Annotated in this window: 31 protein-coding genes; 14 read left to right on the top strand and 17 right to left on the bottom strand. The window is 75.4% G+C overall.

Annotation, left to right across the window (positions count from 1 at the left end):
• Positions 1–4: 4 nt before the first annotated feature.
• Positions 5–688, bottom strand: a complete 684-nt coding sequence (locus tag D1781_RS04450) for an SDR family oxidoreductase (RefSeq protein ID WP_119481031.1) — start codon at positions 686–688, stop codon at positions 5–7.
• Between the two features lie 148 nt (positions 689–836).
• Here D1781_RS04450 and D1781_RS04445 point away from each other — a divergent pair, with 148 nt between their 5' ends.
• Positions 837–1,367 (top strand): CoA-binding protein, encoded by a 531-nt coding sequence (locus D1781_RS04445; RefSeq protein WP_199706471.1) that lies wholly within the window; start codon positions 837–839, stop codon positions 1,365–1,367.
• A 37-nt stretch (positions 1,368–1,404) separates the two neighbouring features.
• On the opposite strand, the gene D1781_RS04440 is transcribed toward D1781_RS04445, so the two are convergent.
• Positions 1,405–2,046 carry an NAD(P)-dependent oxidoreductase gene (locus D1781_RS04440; RefSeq protein WP_119481029.1) on the bottom strand — a complete coding sequence of 214 codons (642 nt, stop codon included), beginning with the start codon at positions 2,044–2,046 and terminating at the stop codon, positions 1,405–1,407.
• Between the two features lie 184 nt (positions 2,047–2,230).
• Here D1781_RS04440 and D1781_RS04435 point away from each other — a divergent pair, with 184 nt between their 5' ends.
• From D1781_RS04435 to D1781_RS04425, 3 genes are read left to right on the top strand one after another with little or no spacing between them, the layout of a single operon-like run.
• Positions 2,231–2,872, top strand: a complete 642-nt coding sequence (locus D1781_RS04435; protein WP_119481028.1) for a M15 family metallopeptidase — start codon at positions 2,231–2,233, stop codon at positions 2,870–2,872.
• Positions 2,869–4,008 carry an alanine racemase gene (gene alr / locus D1781_RS04430; RefSeq protein ID WP_119481027.1) on the top strand — a complete coding sequence of 380 codons (1,140 nt, stop codon included), beginning with the start codon at positions 2,869–2,871 and terminating at the stop codon, positions 4,006–4,008. Before D1781_RS04435 ends, alr begins: the two co-directional genes overlap by 4 nt.
• Positions 4,005–5,009 carry a D-alanine--D-alanine ligase family protein gene (locus D1781_RS04425; RefSeq protein WP_119481026.1) on the top strand — a complete coding sequence of 335 codons (1,005 nt, stop codon included), beginning with the start codon at positions 4,005–4,007 and terminating at the stop codon, positions 5,007–5,009. The genes alr and D1781_RS04425 overlap by 4 nt, the downstream gene beginning before the upstream one ends.
• Here the strand turns inward: D1781_RS04425 and D1781_RS04420 are convergent.
• The 3 genes from D1781_RS04420 to D1781_RS04410 all read right to left on the bottom strand — a co-directional run bounded on the left by D1781_RS04420 (position 4,961) and on the right by D1781_RS04410 (position 7,591).
• On the bottom strand, positions 4,961–5,575 hold the full coding sequence (locus tag D1781_RS04420; RefSeq protein ID WP_119481025.1) for a hypothetical protein: 615 nt from the start codon (positions 5,573–5,575) through the stop codon (positions 4,961–4,963). The genes D1781_RS04425 and D1781_RS04420 overlap by 49 nt on opposite strands.
• Before the next feature lie 49 nt (positions 5,576–5,624).
• Positions 5,625–7,031: a GAF domain-containing serine/threonine-protein kinase gene (locus tag D1781_RS04415; RefSeq protein WP_158589997.1), complete on the bottom strand. Its 1,407-nt coding sequence runs from the start codon at positions 7,029–7,031 to the stop codon at positions 5,625–5,627.
• A 212-nt stretch (positions 7,032–7,243) separates the two neighbouring features.
• The gene (locus D1781_RS04410; protein WP_199706383.1) at positions 7,244–7,591 is read right to left on the bottom strand and encodes an HNH endonuclease; all 348 of its coding nucleotides are present in this window, start codon (positions 7,589–7,591) and stop codon (positions 7,244–7,246) included.
• A gap of 88 nt (positions 7,592–7,679) precedes the next feature.
• Between D1781_RS04410 and D1781_RS04405 the strand changes: the two genes are divergently transcribed.
• Positions 7,680–8,057 (top strand): VOC family protein, encoded by a 378-nt coding sequence (locus D1781_RS04405; RefSeq protein ID WP_119481022.1) that lies wholly within the window; start codon positions 7,680–7,682, stop codon positions 8,055–8,057.
• Positions 8,058–8,064: 7 nt separating this feature from the next.
• Here the strand turns inward: D1781_RS04405 and D1781_RS04400 are convergent, their stop codons facing one another.
• The 5 genes from D1781_RS04400 to D1781_RS04380 all read right to left on the bottom strand — a co-directional run bounded on the left by D1781_RS04400 (position 8,065) and on the right by D1781_RS04380 (position 12,314).
• A complete protein-coding gene (locus D1781_RS04400) occupies positions 8,065–8,739 on the bottom strand; it encodes a CE1759 family FMN reductase (RefSeq protein WP_119481021.1) in 675 nt (224 codons plus the stop codon).
• Between the two features lie 18 nt (positions 8,740–8,757).
• Positions 8,758–9,204, bottom strand: a complete 447-nt coding sequence (locus tag D1781_RS04395; protein WP_119481020.1) for a MarR family winged helix-turn-helix transcriptional regulator — start codon at positions 9,202–9,204, stop codon at positions 8,758–8,760.
• Positions 9,201–10,376: an LLM class flavin-dependent oxidoreductase gene (locus D1781_RS04390; protein WP_119481019.1), complete on the bottom strand. Its 1,176-nt coding sequence runs from the start codon at positions 10,374–10,376 to the stop codon at positions 9,201–9,203. The genes D1781_RS04395 and D1781_RS04390 overlap by 4 nt, the downstream gene beginning before the upstream one ends.
• Before the next feature lie 75 nt (positions 10,377–10,451).
• Positions 10,452–11,831 (bottom strand): MFS transporter, encoded by a 1,380-nt coding sequence (locus D1781_RS04385; RefSeq protein ID WP_199706381.1) that lies wholly within the window; start codon positions 11,829–11,831, stop codon positions 10,452–10,454.
• An 18-nt stretch (positions 11,832–11,849) separates the two neighbouring features.
• The gene (locus D1781_RS04380; RefSeq protein ID WP_119481018.1) at positions 11,850–12,314 is read right to left on the bottom strand and encodes a MarR family winged helix-turn-helix transcriptional regulator; all 465 of its coding nucleotides are present in this window, start codon (positions 12,312–12,314) and stop codon (positions 11,850–11,852) included.
• Positions 12,315–12,420: 106 nt separating this feature from the next.
• Here D1781_RS04380 and D1781_RS17440 point away from each other — a divergent pair, with 106 nt between their 5' ends.
• From D1781_RS17440 to D1781_RS04365, 4 genes are all read left to right on the top strand, one after another.
• Entirely contained in the window at positions 12,421–12,819 is a 399-nt protein-coding gene (locus D1781_RS17440) for a hypothetical protein (protein WP_158589996.1), read from the top strand.
• A 7-nt stretch (positions 12,820–12,826) separates the two neighbouring features.
• Complete coding sequence (locus D1781_RS04375) at positions 12,827–13,888, top strand: winged helix DNA-binding domain-containing protein (RefSeq protein ID WP_158589995.1); 1,062 nt, start codon at positions 12,827–12,829, stop codon at positions 13,886–13,888.
• Positions 13,889–13,919: 31 nt separating this feature from the next.
• Positions 13,920–14,954, top strand: a complete 1,035-nt coding sequence (locus D1781_RS04370) for an ABC transporter permease (RefSeq protein ID WP_119481016.1) — start codon at positions 13,920–13,922, stop codon at positions 14,952–14,954.
• 103 nt (positions 14,955–15,057) lie between these two features.
• Positions 15,058–15,549 carry a DUF2306 domain-containing protein gene (locus tag D1781_RS04365; RefSeq protein ID WP_158589994.1) on the top strand — a complete coding sequence of 164 codons (492 nt, stop codon included), beginning with the start codon at positions 15,058–15,060 and terminating at the stop codon, positions 15,547–15,549.
• Here the strand turns inward: D1781_RS04365 and D1781_RS04360 are convergent.
• Positions 15,539–16,108, bottom strand: a complete 570-nt coding sequence (locus D1781_RS04360) for a type 1 glutamine amidotransferase domain-containing protein (protein WP_119481014.1) — start codon at positions 16,106–16,108, stop codon at positions 15,539–15,541. The two genes, D1781_RS04365 and D1781_RS04360, sit on opposite strands and share 11 nt — an antisense overlap.
• A 63-nt stretch (positions 16,109–16,171) precedes the next feature.
• Between D1781_RS04360 and D1781_RS04355 the strand changes: the two genes are divergently transcribed.
• Positions 16,172–16,450 (top strand): thioredoxin family protein, encoded by a 279-nt coding sequence (locus D1781_RS04355; RefSeq protein WP_199706379.1) that lies wholly within the window; start codon positions 16,172–16,174, stop codon positions 16,448–16,450.
• A gap of 28 nt (positions 16,451–16,478) precedes the next feature.
• Here the strand turns inward: D1781_RS04355 and D1781_RS04350 are convergent, their stop codons facing one another.
• The 4 genes from D1781_RS04350 to D1781_RS04335 form a co-directional block, all read right to left on the bottom strand.
• Positions 16,479–16,928, bottom strand: coding sequence for a BLUF domain-containing protein (locus tag D1781_RS04350; protein ID WP_158589993.1), 450 nt, complete (start codon positions 16,926–16,928; stop codon positions 16,479–16,481).
• A gap of 77 nt (positions 16,929–17,005) precedes the next feature.
• Entirely contained in the window at positions 17,006–17,776 is a 771-nt protein-coding gene (locus tag D1781_RS04345; RefSeq protein WP_119481011.1) for an amino acid ABC transporter ATP-binding protein, read from the bottom strand.
• On the bottom strand, positions 17,773–18,624 hold the full coding sequence (locus D1781_RS04340) for an amino acid ABC transporter permease (RefSeq protein WP_119481010.1): 852 nt from the start codon (positions 18,622–18,624) through the stop codon (positions 17,773–17,775). The genes D1781_RS04345 and D1781_RS04340 overlap by 4 nt, the downstream gene beginning before the upstream one ends.
• Entirely contained in the window at positions 18,621–19,496 is an 876-nt protein-coding gene (locus D1781_RS04335) for an ABC transporter substrate-binding protein (protein ID WP_119481009.1), read from the bottom strand. Before D1781_RS04335 ends, D1781_RS04340 begins: the two co-directional genes overlap by 4 nt.
• Before the next feature lie 128 nt (positions 19,497–19,624).
• Between D1781_RS04335 and D1781_RS04330 the strand changes: the two genes are divergently transcribed.
• Positions 19,625–20,005 carry a hypothetical protein gene (locus D1781_RS04330; RefSeq protein ID WP_119481008.1) on the top strand — a complete coding sequence of 127 codons (381 nt, stop codon included), beginning with the start codon at positions 19,625–19,627 and terminating at the stop codon, positions 20,003–20,005.
• Here the strand turns inward: D1781_RS04330 and D1781_RS04325 are convergent, their stop codons facing one another.
• Positions 20,006–21,292, bottom strand: a complete 1,287-nt coding sequence (locus D1781_RS04325) for an MFS transporter (RefSeq protein ID WP_119481007.1) — start codon at positions 21,290–21,292, stop codon at positions 20,006–20,008.
• A 103-nt stretch (positions 21,293–21,395) separates the two neighbouring features.
• On the opposite strand from D1781_RS04325, the gene D1781_RS04320 reads away from it, so the two are divergent.
• On the top strand, positions 21,396–22,274 hold the full coding sequence (locus tag D1781_RS04320) for a LysR substrate-binding domain-containing protein (RefSeq protein WP_119481006.1): 879 nt from the start codon (positions 21,396–21,398) through the stop codon (positions 22,272–22,274).
• Positions 22,275–22,329: 55 nt separating this feature from the next.
• Here the strand turns inward: D1781_RS04320 and D1781_RS04315 are convergent, their stop codons facing one another.
• On the bottom strand, positions 22,330–22,752 hold the full coding sequence (locus D1781_RS04315) for a MarR family winged helix-turn-helix transcriptional regulator (protein WP_233550980.1): 423 nt from the start codon (positions 22,750–22,752) through the stop codon (positions 22,330–22,332).
• 47 nt (positions 22,753–22,799) lie between these two features.
• Here D1781_RS04315 and D1781_RS04310 point away from each other — a divergent pair, with 47 nt between their 5' ends.
• A complete protein-coding gene (locus tag D1781_RS04310; RefSeq protein WP_119481005.1) occupies positions 22,800–23,546 on the top strand; it encodes an alpha/beta fold hydrolase in 747 nt (248 codons plus the stop codon).
• 22 nt (positions 23,547–23,568) lie between these two features.
• A complete protein-coding gene (locus D1781_RS04305) occupies positions 23,569–24,030 on the top strand; it encodes a helix-turn-helix transcriptional regulator (protein ID WP_119481004.1) in 462 nt (153 codons plus the stop codon).
• The last annotated feature ends 8 nt before the right edge of the window (positions 24,031–24,038 follow it).

Raw genomic sequence — 24,038 nt, 5'->3', positions numbered from 1 at the left:
CGGATCAGCGGCCGCGGATCCGCGTCGGCCGGACGGACACCGTCTCGACGGTGCCGCCGGCCGGCAGGTCCACGACGGTGCGCACGACGGCAGCGACGGAGGCCGGGTCGAGGTAGTAGCGGGTGTCGTACTCGTCGCCCTCGCCGGCGACCTTCTCCTGCTGCATGTCGGAGTCGGTGCGCCCGGGGTGCACGGAGGACACCCGCACCCCGGCGCCCCGCTCCTCCTCCCGCAGCGCGTCGGTGAAGGCGCGGAGCGCGAACTTCGAGGCGGCGTAGACGGCGCCGCCGGGCGACGCCGTCAGCCCCGCGCCGCTGTTGACCGCGACGACGAGCCCCTGCGCGGCGCGCAGGGCGGGCAGCGCGGCCCGGGTGAGGTCGGCCACCGCGACGACGTTGACCCCGAGCACGCGCTCCCACTCCGCGCGGTCCGTGTCGGCGACCCGGCCGCTCGAGTCGACGCCGGCCGAGTGCACGAGCACGTCGAGCCGATCCGGCAGGGCCGGCAGCGGGTCGGTCGCGAGGTCCGCGACGAACGGCTCCGCGGAGGGCAGCGCCGCCACCACCGGGGCGACGGCCGCCGCCGTCCTGCCGCCGACGAGCACGTGGTGCGTCCGGCCGAGGTCGAGCGCGACGGCGCGGCCGATGCCGCGCGAGGCTCCGGTGACGAGGGCGATCGGCCTGTCCATGCCTCGAGGCTAGGAGGGGCAGACTGACCGCATGGCCGACTCCGCCCTCACCGCCCCGGCCGCCGAGGACGGCGCCGTGCTCGCCGACGTCGAGACGCCGTCGGCGCCGCCCGTCGTCGACACCGTGACGGCGACGCTGGCGAACGGGATGACGTGCGACATCCCGGCGTCGAGCCCGTTGGCGAAGCTGCTCAAGGCGAACCGGACCTGGCAGGGCCCCGACGCGAAGCAGCGGCTGAGGATCCTGCGGAACGCGAGGAGCGTCGCGATCGTCGGCGCGAGCCCGAACCCGGCCCGGTCCAGCTACTTCGTCGCGACCTACCTGCTCTCGTCGAGCCCGTACCGCGTCTACTTCGTGAACCCGCGGGCGACCGAGATCCTCGGTCGGCCCGTCTACCCGGACCTCGCCTCGCTGCCGGAGGTGCCCGACGTCGTCGACGTCTTCCGGAAGGGCAGCGACGTGCCCGAGGTGATGGACGACGCGCTCGCCGTCGGCGCGAGGACCGTCTGGGTGCAGCTCGGCATCTGGAACGAGGAGGCGGCGCGGTACGGCGAGTCGAAGGGCCTCACCGTGGTCATGGACCGCTGCATCAAGATCGAGCACGCGCGGTTCCACGGCGGCCTCCACCTGCTCGGCTTCGACACCGGGCAGATCACCTCCCGCCGCACGCTCCGCTGAGCCGGGCGGCGGGAGGGGCCGTCAGCAGGCGGCGTCGTCAGTACGCGACGCCGATGTGCCCGCTGCGCTCGTGCCGCTCGATCTCGTCGACGACCGCGAGCGCGAAGTCCGCGCCGGACACCGCCGACCCGCCCTGGTCGTCGACCAGGGCCACCGGGCCGCCGACCCGGTAGCGGCCGAGCGCCTCGCCCGGCGCGTACGAGCCGTAGGCTTGCGCGGGGCTGACGAAGGTCCAGTCCAGGCCCTCCGGGGCGTGCTGCTCGAGGCCCTCGAGCGCGCGGACCATCTCCTCCGCCTCGGCGCGGAACGCGGCCGGCACGTCGCCCTCCACGAAGCGCGGCTCGTCCTCGGCGGGACGCAGGCCGCTCCAGCCGCCGACGACCACGAGACGGGCGTGCTGCTCCGCGGCGAGGCGCGCGAGGTCCGCGATCAGGCCGTCCAGCCGCCCCGCGAGCTCCCCGCGCGGCGCGAGCGCCTCGACCACGACGTCCTGCCCGGCGACGACCGCCGCGACGGCGCCCTCCTCGGTCAGCGACGCCTGCACGTAGTGGACGCCGGGCACCGGCTGCTCCGGCGCGTGCCGGCTGTACGCCGTGACGTGGTGGCCGCGCGCGGCCGCCTCCCGCACGATGTTCCCGCCCGTGTACCCCGTGCCGCCGAGCACCGCGATCCGCGCCATGTGTCCGCCCCTCCTCAGGTGGTCGATGTCGCGAGCCGCAACCGGCCGCCGCACGAGCGCATTCCCGCTGCGCATCCCCGCGCCCGGCTCCGCCGCGAGGATGAGGCGCGATCAGCCCTGCGACCGAGGGCGTCGGATCCCCCGGCCGATCCGCGCGGGCGGGTCGGCCGGGGAGGCTCGACCCATGACCGTCCTGCTCGCCGATCCGGAGATCACCGCCGTGCCCGTGGTGGACTCCGGGGAGCCCCTCGTGCCCGTGCCCGCCGACACCGCCGACCCGTTCGGCGAGCGCCCGCTCGTCCGGTCCGGCGTCGCGGCCCGCCTCGCGGTCGCCCAGCTGCTGCTGCCGCCCGGCCGTCGGCTCCGCGTCGTCGAGGGGCACCGTCGTCCGACGGACCAGCGCGCGATCTGGGCGCGCTACGAGGCGGAGGTCGCCGCCGCGCACCCGGCCGCGGGCGACGCCGAGCGGCGACGCCTGACGAGCCGGTTCGTCTCGCCCATCGAGGTCGCGCCGCACGTCGCGGGCGCGGCCGTCGACGTGACGCTCGTGGACCGGCTCGGCCGCCCGCTCGACCTCGGCACCCCGATCGACGCGACACCGGAGGCGAGCGGCGGCGCGTGCTTCACGGACGCGCCCGTCGGCCCGGCGGCGCGCGAGGAGCGTCGGCTGCTCGGCGAGGCGATGCGCGGCGCCGGGTTCGTGAACTACCCGACGGAGTGGTGGCACTGGAGCCACGGCGACCGCTACTGGGCGTGGACCGTGCGCACCGCGGCCGCGGTCTATGGCCCGATCGAGGCGCCGCTGCTCGCGCAGGCCGCCCGATGAGCGCGCTGCCGGCCCCCTCCTCCCTCCCCGCGCAGCCGCGCGGCCTCGCCCGCCCCGTGCTGCGCGTCGACCCCGCCGCGATCGCCGCGAACGTCCGCCGCGCGGGCGCCGTCAGCGGCGCGGCCGTGATGGCGGTCGTGAAGGCCGACGGGTTCGGCGCCGGCGCGGTCCCCGCCGCCCGCGCCGCGCTCGCCGCCGGGGCGACCTGGCTCGGCACGGCGACGCTGGACGAGGCCGTCGCCCTGCGCCGCGCCGGCCTCGCCGCGCCGCTGCTCGCCTGGGTCCTGCCGGTCGACGCCGCGTGGGACGCGGCCCTGCGCCTCCGCATCGACGTGGCGATCGCCTCGGTCGCGCACCTGCGCGCCGTGGCGGAAGCGGCCGCGCGGGCGTCGCTCCGGGCCCGCGTGCACCTGCACGTCGACACGGGCATGGCGCGCGACGGCGCCGCGCCCGCCGACCGGCCCGCGCTCGTCGCGGCCGCGGCGGAGGCGGAGCGCCTCGGCCTCGTCGAGGTGGTCGGCGTGATGGGCCACCTCGCCCGCGCCGACGAGCCGGCCGACCCCGCGAACGCCGCCGGCGTCGCGGCGTTCCGCACCGCCCTCGACGAGGTCGCCGCTGCGGGCCTGCGCCCCGCGGTCCGCCACCTGGCCGCGACGGAGGCGGCGCTGCGCCTGCCCGCCGCCGCGTTCGACCTCGTGCGGATCGGCGCGGGACTCGTCGGCATCGGGCCGGGCCTCCGGCCCGCGCTGACCCTCGCCGCACCGGTCGTGCTCACCCGGCGGGTCCCCGCCGGGACCCCGGTCGGCTACGGGCACACCGCCCGGACCGCCGCCGAGACGGTCCTCGCGACCCTGCCCGTCGGCTACGCGGACGGCGTCCCCCGCCGGCTCGACGCCGGCGCCGCCGTGCAGCTCGGCGGGCGCCGGTGCCCCGTCGTCGGCCGGGTCTCGATGGACCAGCTCGTCGTCGACGCCGGCCCGCAGGGCGCGGACGTCGCCGACACCGCGCTCGTGTTCGGCCCGGGCGACGCCGGGGAGCCGACCGCCGCCGACTGGGCCCGCTGGGCGGGCACGATCGAGCACGACGTCGTCACGGGCATCGGCCGGCGCGTCGAGCGCGCGGAGGTCGGCCGATGAGCCGCGTCGCGGTGCTCGGGGGCGGCCGCAGCCCGGAGCACGACGTCTCGCTCCGCAGCGCCGCCGCCGTCGTCGACGCCCTGCGCGCCGCGGGCCACGACGCCGTCCCCGTGACCATCGACCGCGACGGCGTCTGGGCGGACGGGGGCGGCCCGCTCGGCGGCTCCCCCGCGGCGTCGCTCGCCGCGGCGCTGCCGGTGCTCGCGGCCTGCGACGTCGTCCTGCCCGTGCTGCACGGCGCACCAGGCGAGGACGGCGCGATCGCCGCGCTCGGGGAGCTCGCGGGGCTCCGGGTCGCCGGCTGCCCTGCCGCCGCAGGCGCGATCGCGATGGACAAGCACGCGACGAAGGCGGTCGCCGCGGCCGTCGGCGTCGCGGTCGCACCGGGCGTCCTGCTGCAGCGCGGCGAGTCCGTGCCCGCCGTCCGGCTCCCGGTCGTGGTCAAGCCGACGAGCGCCGGCTCGAGCGTCGGCGTGGCGGTCGTGACGGACGCGGCGGCGCTCGGGCCCGCGATCGCCGCGGCCCGCGCGGTCGGCTCAGGCGGCGACGCGGTGCTCGTCGAGCAGTACGTGCGGGGCCGGGAGGTGCAGCTCGCGGTCGTCGAGCGCCGCGACGGCACGCTGCTCGTGGCGCCGCCGATCGAGTACGCCGTCGACGAGGGCGACGTGTTCGACACGTCGCGGAAGTACGACGGCACCGCGGTCGTCCACTTCCCCGCCCGGATCGACGCCGCGCAGCGGGCGGCGCTCGAGCAGGCGGCGACCCGCCTGTTCCGCGCGCTCGGCTGCCGCGGGCTCGCACGGCTCGACTTCTTCGTCACCGACGAGGGCCTCCTCCTCAACGAGGTGAACACGATGCCCGGGATGACGGCGCAGTCGGGCTTCCCGCGGATGTGCCGGGCGGCGGGCCTCGACCTGCCGGCCCTCGTCGACGAGCTGGTCGCCGTCGCGGGTCAGGAGGCGGGCGCGTCCTCCCGGAACGCGGTGAGCGCCGCGCGGTAGGCGTCCGGGTCCTGCCGCGTCCCGGCGGTCACGAGCAGCGCCACCGGGGAGACGACCCGGGTGAAGGCGCCGCGGCACGGGATCGTGATCACCTTGACCAGGCCGGCCTCCCACGCCGGGATCAGCGCGGGGAGCGTGACGCGCTCGGGCGACTGGTCCAGCCCGAGCTGGTCGAGCGCCTCCCGCTCCGCGTCGGCCGCGGCCCACTCGCGGTAGCCGTCGTCGTCGAAGACCTCGTCGCCGAACCGGTCGCGCCAGGTCGGGCCGATGAAGTCGCGGATCATCGCGGCGCGTTCGGCCGAGCCGGGCGGCAGGTCCGCGATCGTCGACAGCCGGTCGGTCTGGCGCGGCCGCCCGGCGTGCTCGAGCACCTCGTCCCAGACGAGCGGCCAGGCTGCGCGCCACGTCCGCAGCCGTTCGGCGTCCGGGCGGTGCACCGGGGCGCGCAGCGGCGGGTGGACGAGGGGCGGGGGGAGGTCCACCCCGGTCGGCCGCAGGTCGCACGCCTCCCGCAGCCACAGCAGGTCGAGGAGCGCGTGCGGCGAGTCCTCGATCTCGAGGACCATGTCGTGCGGCCACGGGTTTCCCGGGATCGGGTGCTCGCTGCGCACGCGGTCAGCGGTCGAACAGCGCGCGGCGGCTGGCGAGCCGCAGCTCCAGCTCCCGCATCACGATCCGCGCGAAGCCCTCGAGCACGGCGGCGTCGTCCGCGCCGAACTCGCGCGGCTCGACGTCGCACGCGATCAGCCGGCCGATCGAGTGGCCGTCGTGCGAGAGCAGCGGCGCCGCGATCGCGGACCGGATGAAGGGCTCGCCGGCGATGAAGGGGTGGTCGCGCAGGCTCGGCTCGTCGCGGGCGTCCGGGATCGTCCACGTGCCGAGGCCGTTCCGGCCGGCGTATTCGTCGGTGAGCGCGCGGGGCAGCTCGGGCAGGGAGACGCCCCGCCGCGACTTGAACCAGGCCCGCTCCTCGTCGACGACCGCGAGGATCGCGATCGGCAGGCCGAGCGTGCGGCGGACGAGGTCGGTCACCTCGTCGAACGCGTCCTCCGGCGGGGTGTCGAGCACGTCGTAGCGCCGCACCGCGTCGAGCCGAGCCGACTCGGCCTCCGGCTCGAGCGCCCGCTCGCCGGCGCCCTCGCGCCGGCGGACCAGGTCGTCGACGACGTGGTCGAGGAAGCCCTGCACCGCGTCGGGCAGCGCGATCCGCTCCCGCCGGTCCCGGCAGGTCATCGCCCGCAGCACCTCGGCGAGCCCCGACGGCACCGAGTCGGGGATCACGGGGTCGCGGTCCAGCCGCGCGAGCGCGGAGGTCTCGACGTCGCCCGGGAACGCGACCGCGCCGGTGAGCGCCTCGAGCAGCACGAGGCCGAACGAGTAGACGTCGGAGTCGGGCCCCGCGTCCTCGCCCGCCGCCTGCTCCGGGCTGAGGTAGGCGGCCGTGCCGGTGACGGCGTCGCCGTGCTCGCCGGTGCCGATCAGGGAGGAGATGCCGAAGTCGGCGAGCTTGCCGCGCAGCCGGACCTCCTGCTCGCGCGCGTGCAGGAGCACGTTCGCCGGCTTGATGTCGCGGTGGACGAAGCCGGCCTCGTGCAGGTACTGCAGGCCGCTCCCGATGTCGTACCCGAGGTAGCCGACCTGGAGGGGGCAGAGCGGCCCGCGGCGCAGCCGCGTCCGGAGATCCCCGCCGCCCATGTGCTCCATCACGAGGTAGATCTGCGGGTTCGTGGGGTCGGACGTGTCGACGCCCGCGTCGTACAGCGTGGTCAGCGCGTAGTGGTTCAGGGAGGCGACGAGCTTCGCCTCCGCCTCCTGCACCCGCAGCTCCTCCGGGTCGCCGGCGCGGGCCTTGAACACCTTCACCGCGACGTCGCGGTGCAGCAGGCGGTCGTGGGCGAGGAAGACGCGGGCCTTGCCGCCGCGGCCGATCTCGTCGCCGATCCGGTAGCGGCCGGCCGCGACGGCGACGGGGCCGACGACGCGCCGCGCGGCGCGGTCGGTGCCGACGGTGTCGATCCCCACGGTGGTCCTCCCACCCGCCCGAGGGCGCTCCGATGGTGCTGCGGTTGCCGGTGCTGAGCCGGTCGCCGTCGACCGACCGCTGCCAGTATCGCCCGGAACGACGTGGATCGGGAGGGGGTTCACGGCATCCGCCCCGGGTTTCGAGGGCCCGTTCTCCGAGTGCGCGCTCACCCGCCACCGGGAGTGCACCACGGGGTGCTGAACCGGTGCAGTCAGGCGGCGCGCTTGCGCAGCCGGCGCAGCTGCCCCTCGAGCTGCGGCCGGGCCTTCCGCTGCCCGCCCCGCTCGCGGATCGCGGCCTGCAGGGCGACGAGCACGCGCTCCAGGCGACCGACGTCCGGCGTCCAGCCCCGCCGCTCGCACTCCTCGAGCCACTCGACGAGCGCCCGGTGGCCGCGCTCGCCGTTGCAGCGGCGGCACGCCTCCACCTCGTTCTCGAGCCAGGAGGGCCCGCCCTTGACGCGCGGGATCACGTGCTCGCGGGTCGGCCGGGTGCGCTCGTCGAACGCGACGCCGCACCAGACGCAGGTGCCGCCGTCGCGCCGTCGCGCGGCCGCCATGCGTGCCGTCCTGCCCGCCTGCGCCATGCCGCCTCCCTGCTCGAGGAGAACGCTCGACGGGGCCGGATGCTTCCGCGACGATGAGCGCATGGACGTCTCGCGGGGCCTGTTCGCCATCACGCTGATCGTCGAGGACCTGCCCGCGGCGAAGGCGTTCTACGGCCTCGCGCTCGGGCAGGACGTCGCGTTCGAGGACGAGCACTCGGCGGTGTTCCGCGTCGGCGCCACGATGGTCAACCTGCTCCGGGTCGAGGCGGCGCCGGAGCTGGTCGAGCCGGCCGAGGTCGGCGCGCCCGGCGGCGTGCGCGCGGTCTACACGATCCCGGTCGAGGACGTCGACGCGGCCGTCGCCGAGCTCGCCGCGAAGGGGATCGCGCTGCTCAACGGCCCGATGGACCGGCCATGGGGCCCGCGGACGGCGAGCTTCCGCGACCCGGCCGGGAACGTGTGGGAGCTGTCCTCCTGAGGCCGGTTCAGACCGGGCGGACGGGCGGCGCGACCGCGGAGCCGCCCGTGGCGAGGCGCATGAGGTCGGAGTCGAACTCGACCTCGTCCGCGCCCTCCGCGGCGCCGCCGAACACGCGGTTGTAGCGGGTGCCCGCGTCGCGCATCGCCGAGCGCACGTCCGCGGCGAGCAGGACGACGAGCTCGTGCGCGGCGCGGTCGACGCGGTCCTGCAGCCCGGAGCCGCCCCAGTCCTCCCCTGCCGCGAAGACGCTCGTCGGCACGGTGAGCGCGCGCAGGTAGGCGAAGAGCGAGCGCAGCTGCTCGTCGGCGACGAGCGCGTGCCGGGCGGTGCCCGCGGTGGCGGCGAGCACGGTCGGCACCGCGATGAGCAGGTCCTGGTCGACGACGTCGAAGAACGACTTCACGAGGCCGCTCACGCCGGCCTTGTAGACGGGCGTCGCGACGATCAGGGCGTCGGCCTCGGCGAGGGTCGCGATCGCCGCGGCGACGGCGGGCGGCGCGAAGCCGGTGACCTGGGCGGAGGCGAGCTCGGCGGCGAGGGGCCGCAGCTCGATCACGGCGGTGGTGAGCTCGAGCCCGGACGCCGCGGCCCGGTCGAGCACGCGGGCGGTGATGCGGTCGGCGAGCATCCGCGTCGAGGACGGATCGCTGGTGCCGCCGGAGACGACGACGAGGTTCACGGGGGTTCCTTCTTCGGTTCAGTCGGTGGCGGTCAGCAGGGCGCAGAGGTCGCGCAGCTGCCGCTGCTGGTCGGGGGTGAGGCGGCGCATCCGCTCCTCCACGCTGCGGGCATGGCGGGCGCCGGTGCGCTGCTGCGCGGCGGCGCCGTCGTCGGTCAGGGTGACGAGCACGCCGCGGCGGTCGTTCGGGTCGGTGGCGCGCTGCACGAGGCCGCGCTGCTCCAGCCGCTCCACGAGCCGCGACAGGGCGGGCTGGCTCAGCAGGACCTGCTTCATCAGCTCGCTCTGCCGCAGCGCGCAGCCGGCCTTCTTCAGCGCGTACAGGACGTCGTACTCGGCGAGCGAGACCTCGTCCCACATGCGCTCGGCGGCGAACCCCCGCATCACCGAGACCTGAGCGGAGAGCAGCGCCTCCCAGGACTCGTTCGCGAGGCGGACGTCGCGCGACTCGGTGACGGGCGTCACGCGACCGCCTGGTCGCGCTCGGTGTCCTGGTAGGGCGAGCCGCCGGTCACGTTGTCGCCGCGGTTCGCGTTCGGGCGCGGCTGGCGCGGCTCGGCGTCGCCGTACTTCGCCGTCACGAGGGAGGCGTGGGTCGGGGCGTCGGGCACGCCGGCGGGGCGGAGCGCGTCGAGCTCGCGGCGCAGCACCGGCACGACCTCGCCGCCGAGCAGCTCGAGCTGCTCCAGCACCATCTCGAGCGGGAGCCCGGCGTGGTCGATCAGGAACAGCTGGCGCTGGTAGTCGCCGAAGGTCTCGCGGAAGGTCAGCGTCTTGTCGATGACCTCCTGCGGGCTGCCGACGGACAGCGGGGTCTGCCGCGCGAAGTCCTCCATGCGCGGGCCGTTGCCGTACACGGGCGCCTCGTCGAAGTAGGGGCGGAACTGCTCGTACGCCTGCTGCGAGGTCTTCGCGATGAAGGCCTGGCCGCCGAGGCCGACGATCGCCTGCTCCGGGGTGCCGTGGCCGTGGTGCGCGAAGCGCTGCCGGTAGAAGTTGATGAGGCGCTGCGAGTGCTCCGACGGCCAGAAGATGTGGTTCGCGAAGAAGCCGTCGCCGTAGAAGGCGGCCTGCTCGGCGATCTCCGGCGTGCGGATGGAGCCGTGCCAGACGAACGGGGGCACGTCGTCGAGCGGACGGGGCGTCGAGGTGAAGCCCTGCAGCGGGGTGCGGTAGCGGCCCTGCCAGTCGACGACGTCCTCGCGCCACAGGCGGTGCAGCAGGTTGTAGTGCTCGAGCGCGAGCGGCAGACCCTGCCGGATGTCCTCGCCGAACCACGGGTACACGGGCGCGGTGTTGCCGCGGCCGAGCATCAGGTCCATGCGGCCGCCGGAGACGTGCTGCAGCATCGCGTACTCCTCGGCGATGCGCACCGGGTCGTTCGTGGTGATCAGCGTCGTCGAGGTCGAGACGACCAGGCGCTCCGTCTGCGCGGCGACGGCCGCGAGCAGCGTCGTCGGGGAGGACGACATGAAGGGCGGGTTGTGGTGCTCGCCGAACGCGAAGACGTCGAGGCCGACCTCCTCCGTCTTCTTGGCGATCGCCATCACGGCCCTGATCCGCTCGGCCTCGCTGGGCGTCTCGCCGGTCACCGGGTTCCGCGTCACGTCGCCGACCGAGAACACTCCGAACTGCATCTGGACCACACTCCTCGTCACCGGGCCGTTCGACCCGAACTGTATGCAATCGCATACAACTCGCGGTGTCCAGCGCTATTCCCGCGCGTCGCCGATGCGGCCGAGCGAGCGGTCGGCGAGCACCAGCACGACGAGCAGCACGCAGGCGCCGAGCATGAAGAGGCCGAGCTCGTGCAGCCCCACGGTGTCGGCGCGCCGGCCGAAGAAGCCGGCGGAGGCGGACGACGCGATGATCGCACCGAGGTACATGAAGGTGCGGAGCAGGCCCGCGGAGGCGCCGACCCGCGCGGGGTCGGCCTGGAAGTAGAGCGCGTTCTGGTTCGCGAGGTTCAGCAGCCCCTGCGGCAGGCCGAGCACGGCGGCGAGCACGTCGAGGACCCAGATCGGCGAGGCGCCCGTGACGGCGAGCAGCGCCGCGCACACGACGACCTGGACCAGCCCGCCGACGAGCAGCTTCGGGCGCACCTCGGGGCGCCGGCCCGTGGTGACGGAGACGAGGATGCCGACGAGGAACGTCGACAGCAGCACGAGCCCGGCGGCGGAGGCCGACAGCCCGCGCCCGTCCTCGAGCCACTGCGAGAAGCCGTAGAGGTAGCCGTAGGAGACGGTCGCCGCGAGCGTGGACCGGGCGAAGGTCGCGAGGAGCGCCCGGTCCCCCGCGAAGACGCGCACGTCGACGAACGGGTCGTCGGCGCGCAGCTCGCGCGCCGCGAAGCCGGCGGCCGCGACGACCGCGGCACCGAGCAGCCAGAGCGTGGCGAGGTGCGGCCCCATGAGGAAGAGGAGGAGCGCGACGAGCGTCGCGGCGAACAGGCCGACGCCGGCCCAGTCGAGCCGCCCGAGCCGGCGGCCCGCGTCCGGCACGGCCGGGTCGCGGGGCAGGACGAGCAGCCCGAGCAGCACGCCCGCGATCGACAGCGGCACGTTGATCGCGAAGGTCGCCCGCCACCCGCCCAGGTCGACGAGCACGCCGCCGAGCGTCGGCCCGACGACGGCGACGGTCTGCGTCGCGATCGCGAGCGCGGTGAGCACGCCTGCCGGGCTCTCCTGCCCGGTCCGCGCCGCCTCCCGCCGGATGAGGACCATCGACGCCGGGTAGCCGGAGCAGGTGCCGAACCCGAGCACCACGCGTGCGGCGACGAGGACCGCGACCGACGGCGCGAGGGCGCCGAGCAGCCCCGCGACGCCGGTCAGGACCGTGCCGACCAGGAAGAGGCGGCGCGGGCCGAACACGTCGACGAGGCGGCCGACGAGCGGCTGCCCGATCGCGGTCGCGACATAGAGGGCCGACACCAGCCAGGCGGTCTCCGCGGCGGGCGCACCGAAGGCGACGGCGATCGGGACGAGCGCGACGGCGACGATCGAGGAGTTGACCGGGTTCAGGATCGAGCCGAGGACCATCGGCGCGAGCAGGCGCCGGTCGAACCGGTCCGCGGGCGCGGCGTGCGCCGTCATCGGTCGGTCACCGGCCCGTCACCGGTCTGTGAGCCGCTGCAGCAGCGCGGCCGCGCGGAGCACGAGCGCGAGCTCCTCCTCGTCGAGCCGTTCGCGCAGCGTGCTCGACAGCCACTCCTGCCGGGCGGCCCGGCCGCCGAAGAACAGGGCCTCGCCCTCCGGCGTCATCGCGAGGATCGACCGGCGGCCGTCGGCCGGGTCCTCGGAGCGCGCGAGCAGGCCGTCCCGCTCGAGCGCGGCGACGGTGGCCGCGACGGACTGCGGACGCACGCCCTCGAGCGCCGCGAGGCCGGCCGCGGTGTCCGCCTCCCCCTTGGCGATCCGCGCGAGGGCCGAGGACTGCGAGGCGGAGAGTCCGCCCTCGTTGGCGACCAGCCGGAGGCGGCGGTGCAGGCGGCCGACGGCGACCCGGAGCTCCCGGGCGGCGGAGGCGGCGAGGTCGTCGTCGGCGTGGTCGGCGGAGCGGTCGGACGGATCGGTCACGGATGCACAGTCTAGACTGCCTATCCCCCGCGGGGGCGGGCGCCTGGTCGAGCGCAGGTCGGGCGCAGGTCGGCACGGGGTCGGCGGAGTGGGCCAGGATGACGGGATGACCACCCCGATCCAGGACACGGTGCCCGAGGTGTCGGACGACGTCGACCTCGACGAGCTGACGGAGATCGTCGACGAGCTGACGACGATGAACAGCGATGACTGGTCGACGATCGAGGAGAACGGCGTCGCGGGCGGCGCCGTGCTCGAGTTCGCGTTCTCCGCACCGAACGAGGAGGCCGCGACCGACCTGCTCGAGGGCGTGCGGGACGACCTGGGCTACGCGGCGAACGCGAGCGAGCCGGAGGGCGAGCTCGACGACTGGACGGTCCGCGGCACCACCTCCGAGGTCTCGGTCACGCGGGACGGGCTCGCCGAGTGGGTGCGCCGGCTCGCCGCGTACGGGCTCGACCAGCACGGCAGCGTGCTCGACGGCTGGGCCCTGCTGCTCGACTGACCCGGCCGTGCCCGACGTCCTCCCCGCGCGCTGCGCCGCGCAGCTGCTGAGCGGCCCGCCCGCTGCGACGGCGGAGGACGCCGTGCGCCGCGTGCTCGCCGTGCAGGGGCAGGACCCGCGCGGCTTCCGGCTCGCCGTCCGCGCCCGCACGGTGCCGGCCGTCACCGCGGCGGACGTCGACGCCGGGCTGACGGAGCGGCGCTCGCTCGTCGTCTCGTGGCTGAACCGCGGCACGCTGCACCTCGTCGCCGCCGACGACTTCTGGTGGCTTCACGACCTCACCACCCCGCAGCTCGCCACCGAGTCGCGGCGGCGGCTGCAGCAGGAGGGCGTGACCCCGCCGCTCGCCGAGCGCGGCGTCGCCACGGTCCTCGAGCAGGTCGCGGCCGGCCCGCGCACCCGCGACGAGCTGCGCGCCGCGCTCGACGCCGCCGGCGTGCCCACCGCCGGCCAGGCGCTCGTGCACGTGCTGCTCGCGGCGACCCTCGCCCATCGGCTCATCCGGGGTCCGGTCCAGGGCGGCGAGCACACGATGGTGCTCGCCGAGGACTGGCTCGGCCCGGCGCCCGAGCCGCTCGACCGCCCGGTCGCGCTCGCCCGGCTCGCGCGCCGCTACCTCGCCGCCCACGGGCCCGCGACGGAGCGCGACCTCGCGATGTGGGCGAAGCTGCCCCTCCGCGACGTCCGGGCCGGCCTCGCGGCGATCGCGGACGAGACGGTCGTCGACGGCGACGGCCTCGTGGACCTCGCCGATCGCGCGCCCGCCGAAGCGCCGCCGCCCCGCCTGCTCGGCAACTTCGACCCGGTCCTGCACGGCTGGGTGTCGCGGGAGCCCGTCCTCGGCGCGCACGACGCCGACGTCGTGGCCGGCGGGGTGTTCCGCTCCTGCGCACTGGTCGAGGGGCGCGCGGCCGGCGTCTGGCGCATCGCAGGCGGCCGGGTGCGGATCGCGCCGTTCGCGCCGCTCCCCCGCGGCCCCGAGGCGGCGCTGCTGGCGGACGCCGGCGCCGTGCTCGCCTTCCTGGGCCTGCCCGGGAAGGAGCCGGTGCTCGAGCCGAGCACCGGCTGATCCCTCCAGGTCGCGCGGCTACCGTGCCCCGGTGAGCGGGGCCGAGGAGCAGGACGAGCACGGCCCCGACCGCCGGCGCACCCGCGTGCGGACCGCGGTGCTGCCCGGCGCGAACCTGCCCGCCCTCGTCGTCGCGCTCGTCATCGCCGGCGTCGCGGCCCTCTACGTCTTCAGCTACAGCACCGCGCTCGGCGCCCCGCGGCCGCGGAACGTGCCGGTGGCGGCGGTCGGTCTGTCGGCGGCCGCGGCCGAGCGCGCCCTCGGCGGTGCGGACGCGGGCGCCGTGCGGGCGACGGCGCTGCCCTCGCGGGCCGAGGCGGTGACGGCGATCGGGCAGCAGCGGTACTACGCGGCGCTCGTGCGGACGGGCGAGCGGGTCGAGCTGCTGGTCAGCTCGGCGTCCGGGCCCTCCGTGGCCCGGGTGCTCGAGGCCGACGTGCCGGCGGTCGCGGCCGCGCTCGGCACGACGCCGGTCGTCCGCGACCTCCACCCGGTGAGCCCGCGGGACCCGTCGGGCACCGTGCTGTTCTACGTCGCGCTCGCCTCCGTGATCATGGGCTTCATCGGCGCGATCCAGACCCGCGCGAACGCGAACGGGCTCACGCTCGCCGGCGAGCTGCGCTGGGACGCCGTCCGCTCGCTGCTCGTCGCGCTCGCGGTCACGGCGATGGTCGGGCCGATCGCGCACCTCGAGTCGGTCCCGTTCCTGCCGACGTGGGGCGTGCTCGCGCTCACGTCCTGGACCGCCGGCACCACCTACCTGTGCTGGCGCCTCCTCGTCGGCGCACGGTGGGCGCTGCTGCCGACGTGGCTGCTGTTCATCCTCGTGTCGAGCCCGGCCTCGGGCGGCGCGGTCGCGCAGCCCCTGCTGCCGCCGTTCTTCGCCGCCGTCGGGCGGGTGATGCCCGCCGGCGCCACGGTGGAGGCGCTGCGGGACCTCACCTACTTCCCCGACCACCTGCACGGCGCGCCCTACCTCGTGCTCGGGGTCTGGGCCGTGATCACGACCGCGGCGTTCGTGGCCCTGCGCCGCCGCCGGATCGGGACGGGCGTGCCGCCGCAGTGATCGGCCCGCACCGATCGACCCGCACTGATCGGCCCCGCGGGCGGAGGCCCGCATCGGCCCGCGGGACGATGCGTGCGGCCGCGGGGAGGCGCAGGCTGGGCCCGTGCACGGATGGGATCCGCTGATCGGCTCGCACGCGGTGGCCGCGACGCTCGCCGTCGTGCTCGGTGCGCTCCAGCTGGCCCGCCGGCGCTTCGGCGACCGGCTGCACCGCTGGAACGGCCGCGCGTGGGTCGGGCTCACGCTCTACGTCGCGGTCACGTCGTTCTGGATCCGGGACCTCCGGCCGGGCTCGTTCTCCTGGATCCACATCCTCAGCGTCATCACGATCGTGAGCATCGTGGCGGCGCTGATCGCGATCCGGCGCGGCGACCGTGTCACGCACGCGGTCTCGATGACCTCGACCTACGCGGGCATGATCGGCGCGCTGATCGGCGTCGTCGCGGTGCCGACCCGGCTCGTGCCGCGATCGTTCCAGGCGGACTGGACGGGGATGACCCTGCTCACCGCGGTCCTCGCGGGCGCGGCCCTCGGCGGCGTCGGGCTGCTGTCGTTCGCGGCCCGACGCCTCCGCCGAGCCCGCGTCAGGCGCTGACGCGCCCGAGCACCCGGTCGATCGCGCCGACGAAGTCGTCGAGGTCGTCGGGGTCGCGGGAGGTGATGAGGGTCCAGCCGTCCGTGTCGTCGACGACGACGGACTCGTCCGCCCAGTCGGCGCCGGCGTTCCTGAGGTCGGTCTGCAGCGACGCGTAGGAGGTGAGCCGCTTGCCGCGCACCGCGCCCGCCTCGACGAGCGTCCACGGCGCGTGGCAGATCGCCGCGATCGGCCGGCCGGCGGCGACGAACGCCTCGGCGATGCGCACCGCGTCCTCGTCGAGCCGGAGGTTGTCCGCGTTGATCGCGCCGCCGGGGAGCAGCAGCAGGTCGTAGCCCGCCGGGTCGACGGCGCCGATCGTCGTGTCGGGCGCGACCGTGCGTCCCGGGTCCTTGTCGCCGACCAGCGTGACCACGTCGTCGTCCTGCTGCGCCGCGACGTCGACGGTCGCGCCGCCCGCCCGCAGCCGCTCGAGGGGCACGACGAGCTCGTCCTGCTCCACCCCGTAGTTCGTGACGATCGCGAGCACCTTCCGCCCGCCGAGATCCGCTTCAGCCATGCCGGTGACGGTAGGCCGCGGGTCTGGGGGAATGCGGCGGGCCCGGTGTGCGCTGGCAGGAGGGTGGCCCCCCTCGTCCTGACGCTCTACAGCTCGAGCTTCTGCGGGGCGTGCGCGCGCACCCGGGCCGTGCTCGGGGACGCCGCCGGCCTGCTCGGCGACCGCGTCGTGGTGCGCGAGGTGAACGTGGCCGCGGACCCGGAGGAGAGCGAGCGGCGCGGGATCGTCGCGACGCCGACCACGGTGCTCACGTCGGAGGCGGGCGAGGAGCTGGCTCGCGCCGCGGGCGTGCCGACGGCGCCGCAGGTGCTGACCCTGCTGGCCCGCCACCTGCCCGACTGAGCGGCGGCCTGCGGGTCGGGGCCGTGCCTCAGCGGCTGCGGAACCAGGCGAGCAGCTCGGCGGCGCGGAAGCCGTCGCGCCCCTGGAGCGCCTCGGGCGACCCGAACCAGGTCGGCGCCTCGGCGAGGTCGGTCTCGGAGAGCGGTCGGTAGCCCATCGACCAGGAGCCGAACCGGCGGGCCGTGAGGTACTCCTCGTCGAGCGTCCGGACGTCGCGGTGCCGCTCGTCCGCGGCGATGCGGCGCAGGGTGGCGCGCACGGCGCCGACGGGGCCCTCGAGCGCCTGCATGAAGTGCCCGTCGCGGTGCAGCAGGACGCCCGTGACGTCCTTCGCCTCGTTGTTCATGCGGCTCGTGGCGAGCAGGATCGCGAGCTCGACCTCGTCGAACGGCACGGACGCGATCGACGAGTAGACGACCGACAGGTACTCGACGGGGCGGGCGGCGTCGTCGGGCCGGGCCTGCAGCGTGTCGCTCACCCCATCACCGTCCCATCCGCGCCGGCGCGGGGCGATGCCCAGAACGCGGGGCGTTGCCGCTCGTCGACGACTCCGGGTCAGCGCGCGCGGAGCCGGGAGAGGAACGCGCGGGTGTCGGGGTGCTGCGGGTCGCGCAGCACCTGCTCCGGCGGCCCCGCCTCCGCGATCCGGCCGTCCTTCAGGAACACGACGCGGTCCGCGGCGTGCTCCGCGAAGTGCATCTCGTGCGTGGTCATGAGGATGGTCGAGCCCTGCTCCTTCAGCTCCGCGACGAGGTCGAGCACCTCGCCGACGAGCTGCGGGTCGAGCGCGCTCGTGATCTCGTCGAGCAGCAGCAGCTCCGGGTTCGTCGCGATGGCCCGCACGATCGCGACGCGCTGCTGCTGGCCGCCGGACAGCCGGTCGGGGTAGGAGCGCGCCCGGTCCGCGAGCCCGACCCGCTCGAGCAGCCGCAGCCCGGACGCCTCCGCCTCCGCCTTCGACGTGCGGTGCACGCGCCGCGCGGCCAGGGTGACGTTGTCGAGCACGGACAGGTGCGGGAACAGGTTGAACTGCTGGAAGACGACGCCGATGCGGGCGCGCACGCGGTCGGCGTCGACCCGCGGGTCGCTGATGTCCTCGTCGTCGAGCCAGATGCGGCCGTCGTCGATCGGCTCGAGCAGGTTGATCGCGCGCAGCAGCGTCGACTTGCCGGAGCCGGAGGCGCCGATCAGCACCACGACCTCGTGCCGGCCGACGGCGACGTCGATGCCGTCGAGGACCACGTGGTCGCCGAACGCCTTGACGAGCCCCTCGGTCCGCAGGACGGTGCCGCCCGCAGCCTCCGCTCGCGCCGCGCCGCCGCTCACAGCACGCCGCCCTGCTGCTGCCGGATGCGGGCGCGGCGCTCGAGCACGTCGGTGAGCCGGATGAACGGGAGGCTGAGCAGCACGAAGAGCAGCCCCGCGACGACGTACGCCGTGTAGTTGTAGTTCACCGCGACCTGGATCTGTGCGGCCCGGACCGCGTCGACCGCGCCGAGGATCGAGATCAGGCCGACGTCCTTCTGCATCGACACGAAGTCGTTGACGAGCGCCGGGGTCACGCGGCGGACGCCCTGCGGCAGGACCACGAGCCGCAGCGTCTGCCCGTGCGTGAGGCCGAGCGATCGGGCCGCGAGGCGCTGCGACGGGTGCACGGACTCGATGCCGGCGCGGAGCACCTCCGCGACGTAGGCCGAGTAGGTCAGCACGAGCGCGAGGCCGCCGAGCAGGCGGCTGTCGTAGAGCACGCTCGGGTTCAGCCCCGGCACCCCGAACCCGATGAGCAGGATCATCACGATCACGGGCACGCCGCGGAACACGTCCGTGTAGACCGCGGCGAGGAACCGCAGCGGCGCGAAGACCGGCCCGCGCAGCGTGCGGAGCACGGCGAGGAGGGTCGCGACGACCGCGACGCCGATCGCCGCGAAGACGAGGACGACGACGTTGACCCAGAGCCCGGCGAGCACCGCCGGGAGGACGCGCACCGCCTCCGCGGGGTCGAAGAAGGTGCGCGCGACGACCGCCGTGCCCGGCGTGAGCGCCAGCACGCCCACGACGACCGCCGCGACGACGAGCGTCGAGAGCGCCGCGAGCAGCACGGAGCGCTGCGAGCGCCGGCGGCGGTACGCCCGCCGCTCGACCTCGACCGCGCTGAGCGGACGCTCGAGCGTCACTTGAGGACGGGGGCGTCGACCTCGGAGGAGAGCCACTGGTCGGTCAGCTTCTGCAGCTCCCCGGAGGACTTCAGCGCATCGATCGCCGCGCTGACCGGCGCCGTGAGCTTCGACCCCTTCGGCAGCACGTACGCGAACCGGTCGCCGCCCTCGCTCGAGTCCGCGAGCTGGCCCGCGACGACGCCGTCGTCGAGCTGGGCGCCTGCGATGTAGAAGGCGGTGGGCAGGTCGGTGACGATCGCGTCGACCTGCTTGGTCTTCAGTGCCTGGACCGCGTCGTCGTTGCTGTTGAAGACCTTGGGCTGCCCGATGCGGTCGGTGACGACCTGGAGGCTCGTGGTGGACGCGGCGACGCCGATGGTCAGCCCCTTGAGCCCGGCGACCGACGTCACGCCGTCCGCCTTCGACCCCTTCGTCGTCACGACCGCCTGCGTCGTCGTGTAGTACGGCGAGGAGAAGTCGACGGCCTTCCTGCGCTCGTCGGTGACGCTGAACTGCTGGACGTTCAGGTCCCACGGCTTCGCGCCGGGCGCGATCGCCGAGTCGAAGGTGGACCGCACCCACACGACGTCGCCCTGCGCGTAGCCGAGCTGCTTCGCCACGGCGTAGGTCACCGCCGCCTCGAAGCCCTTCCCCGACTGCGGCTCGTCGTCCTCCACCCACGGGGAGTACGCGGGCTGCCCGGTGGCCACCGTCAGCTTGCCCGGGGTGAGCGTCTGGAGGCTCGCGGGGCCGGCCGAGGCCGACGCCGAGCCGGCGGCGGTGTCGGCGGGCGCGGCGCCCTGGGCGCACGCGGACAGCGCGAGCAGCGCGGAGGCGCCGAGCACGGCGAGGGCGGTGCGGCGGGCGAGCGGGCGTCGGAGCGCGGGCATGCCCGGAGCGTATTGGGACGGTGCACGCCGAGCGGACCGTCGTGTCGCGGGACGTCACGTTCGCGCGGTCAGCATCCGCTCGGCCGGCGCTCGGGATCTCTGGAACCGAGGTGTCGCAGAGTCGAGCGGTGACGATCCAGCAGGACGCGCCCGAGGCGCGGCGCGAGTTCCCCGGCGCGGGCGAGCGCGACGACGCCCTGCTGCGGCACGTGGTGTCGACCGGCAGCGTCTGGTTCGCGGCCGCCGCGGTCACCGCCGCGGTCGGCACGACCGGCCTGCTCGCGTCGGGCTGGCGGCCGGGCGACCTCCCCGCGCTCGCGGCGGTCGCCTGGTGGGCCGGCGCCGCGCTCGTCGTGCTGGGCTCGTTCGGCCTCGCCTGGGCGGGCTGCCCCGTCGTCACGGATGCTCCCGGCAGCGCGGCGGCGCGGAAGTCGCTCAGCATCCGTGCGGGGCTGGTGGCCTTCCTGGCCGGGATGGTCGTCTCGGCGCTGGCGGTCCTGCTCGGCTGATCAGCGCTCGGTGATCGCGACGAGCGGCCGCCGGGACGACACCGCGAGCCGCAGCGAGCCGCGCCGGGCGAGCAGCAGCGACAGCACGATCCCGGCGACGAGCGGGACGCCGCCGGCGACGAGCATGCCGCCGCGGGCTCCGATCGCATCGACGATGCCGCCCATGATCGGGCCGCCGATCCCCTGCCCGCCGAGCACGACGAGCACCCAGACGGAGATGACGCGGCCGCGCACCTCCGGCACCGTGCTGAGCTGCACCAGCGGGTTGCCGGACTGGAAGAAGTACTGGCTGCCGATCCCGGAGGCGACGAGCGCGACGCCGAACGTCGGCACGGTCGGCATGAATGCGGCGAGCGCGAGCGTGCCCGCCCAGGCGGTGCCGCACAGGACCACGATCCGCAGGCGCAGCCGCGTCAGTCTCGTCGACGCGAGCGCGCCCGCGACGGCGCCGATCGCGACGAGCGAGTTGAAGAGGCCGTAGCCGGAGGCGCCGAGGTCGAAGACCTGCGTGGCGAACGCGGCGAGCAGCACGGGCATCGTCAGCGTGAAGACGCTGAGGAACGCGAGCATCAGGATCGAGTAGCGGATCGCGGGGGTGCGCAGCACGAACGCGATCCCCTCCCGCAGGGCGTGCGGGCGGCGCGGGGACACGGGCACCGGCTGCAGCTGCGCGGGGTCGAGCCGGGTGAGCATGAACACGGTCACGCAGCAGGCGGCGGCGTTGATGAGGAACGCCCACCCCCCGCCGACCGCGCCGATCAGCCCGCCCGCGACGGCCGGGCCGACGAACGCCCCGAGCTGGAACACCGCGGCGTTGAGGTTGAGCGCGTTCTTCAGGTGCTGCCGCCCGACGAGCTCGTTGACGAACACCTGGCGGCCCGGGTTGTCGACGACCGTGACGCAGCCGATCGCGAAGGCGGCGGCCCAGACGAACCAGACGGTCGCGGTGTGGGTCAGCGCGGTGATCGCGAGCAGCAGGCTCACCGCGCCGACGAGCGACTGCGTGACCATCAGCAGCTTCCGGCGCGGGAACCGGTCGACGACGACGCCGCCGTGCAGGCCGAACAGGATCGACGGCGCGAACTGCATCGCGGTCGTGACGCCGACCGCGGCGACGCTGTGCGTCAACTGCAGGACCAGCCAGTCCTGGGCGATGCGCTGCATCCAGGTCGCGCTCATCGCGAGCACGTTCGAGCCGGCGAAGCGGCGGTAGTTCGGGATCGAGAGCGGGGCGAAGCCGCTGAAGGCGGGGCGGATGCGGGCGGAGAGCGGGAGGGCGTGGGACATGACCGGTTCCACGGTAGGTCTGCCGACCCATTGCCCCCGGTGATGTGCTTCGATATCCGTCATCGGATTTCCCAATGGCAGTCGCCTCGGGCAGGAGTGTCGCATGTACGACCCGGTGCTGCTCCGCACCTTCCTCGCCGTCGCCGGCGGGCACAGCTTCACGGTCGCCGCGCAGCAGCTCGGCATCAGCCAGCCGACCGTGAGCCAGCAGATGCGGCGGCTCGAGGACGAGGTCGGGCGGGCCCTGTTCATCCGGGAGACCCGCGGCGTGCGGCTGACGGAGGCGGGCGAGGCGCTGTCCGGCTTCGCGCACCGCATCCTCGGCGCGCACGCCGACGCCGAGTCCTACTTCCGCACCTCCCCCACCCGCGGCCGGCTGCGCTTCGGCACGGCGGACGACCTCGCGATCACCCAGCTGCCGCGGATCCTCCGGCAGTTCCGCCGGCTCAACCCGCAGGTCGACCTCGAGCTCACGGTCGACCAGAGCTCGGTGCTCACGCGCCGGCTCGCGGCGGGCCACCTCGACCTCGTGTTCGTCAAGCAGCCCGCGGTGGAGGCGGGCGAGGGCACCCTCGTGCTGCACGACCAGTTCGTCTGGGCGGCGGAGGACGCCGAGCCCTTCCTGAAGCAGGAGCAGGTGCCGCTCGTCGTCCACCGCGCCCCGAGCTTCACCCGGCAGATGGCGATCGACGCCCTCGAGGCGGCGGGCCGGCGCTGGCGCATCGCCTGCACGGTCCGCGACATCAACGCGATGCTCGCGGCGACCCGCGCCGGGCTCGGTATCGCGGTGCTCGCGCACTCGCTGATCCCCTCCGACCTGCAGAAGGTCGAGGTGCGCCTCGGCCTCCCCGCCCTCGGCCCGGTCGACTTCCGGCTGCTGTCGAACCCGGCCGCCCCGAAGCCCGCGGTCGAGGCGCTCACGACCGCGATCCGCAGCGCGACGCTCTCGGCCCAGGCCCCGCTGGGCGCCCCGACCCGATGATTCCGTTTTGAAGGAGTTCTCGCGCGGACCGCGCAGAACTCCTTCAAAACGGATCTCAGTCGGCGCCGATGCGGCGGAGGAGCGCGAGCAGCTGCTGCCGCTCCCCCGCGTCGAGCGCGCCGAACGACGCGTCGAGGACCTCCGCGGCGAACCGGTGCCCCTGCTCGAGCACCGCCGCGCCCGCGTCGGTGACGCGATGCTCGAGCCGGCGGCCGCGGACGGGCCGCCGCTCGACGAGCCCCTTCCGCTCCATGTTCCGCATCATGACGCCGAGGGACTGGTCGCTCTGGAACGTCGCCTGCGCGAGGTCGTGCGCGGATGCGTCCGGCTGTCGCTCGAGGGCGCGCAGCACGTCCCACTGCACGATCGTCGAGCCGATGCTCCGCATCCGGGCGTCGAGGGCGCGGTGGTGCCGCCACTGCACCTGCTTGACGGCCCTGCCCAACACCTCGTCGTCCGTGCGCGTCCCGACGTCCACGGTCCGAGTGTAGCCCCGAGTAAATGTATTGATATAGCCTGGCGGCCATGACCTCCTCCCCCTCCTCCGGCTTCCCCGTGCTCGTCGTCCACGGCGGCGGCGGCCCCGCGACGGTCGCGCCCCTCGTGGCGCACCTCGCCGCACGGCACCGCGTGCTCGCGCCGACCATCCCCGGCTTCGACGGCACGACCCGGCGGGACGCGATCCGCTCGGTCGACGACGTCGCGGCGGCCTTCCTCGACCTCCTCGCCGAGGAGGGGCTCGAGCGGGTCGCGGTGGTCGGCTCCTCGGTGGGCGGCTGGGTCGCGAGCGCCATGGCGGTCCAGGACGCGGGCCGGGTCGGACAGGTCGGCCGGGTCGGTCGGGTCGTTCTGATCGACGCGGTCGGCGTCGACGTGCCCGACGAGCCGATCCGGGACGTCGCCGGGCTCGACCCGCGGTCGCTCGCGCCGTTCTCCTGGCACGACCCGGACCGCTTCCTCGCCTCGCTGCCGGCGCCGACCCCGGAGTCGCTGCAGCGCTTCCAGGGCAACCAGGCCGCGCTGCACGCCCTCGCGGGCGACCCCTACATGCACGACCCGGGCCTGCTCGAGCGGCTGTCGACCGTGCGGGTGCCGGTGCTCGGGATCTGGGGTGCGAGCGACCGGGTCACGACGCCCGCCTACGGGCGCGCGATGACCGCGGCCTTCCCCGGCTCCCGCTTCGAGGCCGTCGCCGAGGCGGGCCACCTGCCGCACCTCGAGCAGCCGGAGCGGGTGCTCGCCCTGCTCGACGCGTTCCTGGCGGAGGGGTGAGCGGCGGCGCTACGGTCGGGCCGTGACCCCGGAGCGCCGTCAGGAGCTGGTGCTGCTCCGGCGCGCCCGCGACCTGATCGACCGCCGGTACGCCCAGCCGCTCGACGTGCCCGCGATCGCCGCCGCGGTGCACCTGTCGACGGCGCACTTCAGCCGCCGCTTCCGCGCGGTCTACGGCGAGACGCCGTACCAATACCTGATGACGCGGCGGATCGAGCGGGCGTGCGCGCTGCTGCGCGGCGGCCTCTCGGTCACCGAGGCGTGCATGCGGGTCGGCTGCACGTCGCTCGGCTCGTTCAGCAGCCGGTTCACCGAGCTCGTCGGCACGACGCCCTCCGCCTACCGCGCCGCCGAGCACCCGGCGGAGGCGCTGATGCCCGACTGCACCGCGCGCGCCGTGACGCGCCCGGCGCGGCAGCCGCGCGCGGCGAGCCCGGCCGGGACGAGCAGGATCCGAGAAGCGACGGCGACCGCCGCGGCCTAGCGTCGGGA

The organism is Amnibacterium setariae (assembly GCF_003581425.1).
Taxonomy (GTDB): Bacteria; Actinomycetota; Actinomycetes; order Actinomycetales; family Microbacteriaceae; genus Amnibacterium; species Amnibacterium setariae.
Note: the sequence above shows the minus strand (reverse complement) of the source record. Positions and strands in the feature narration are given on the sequence as shown.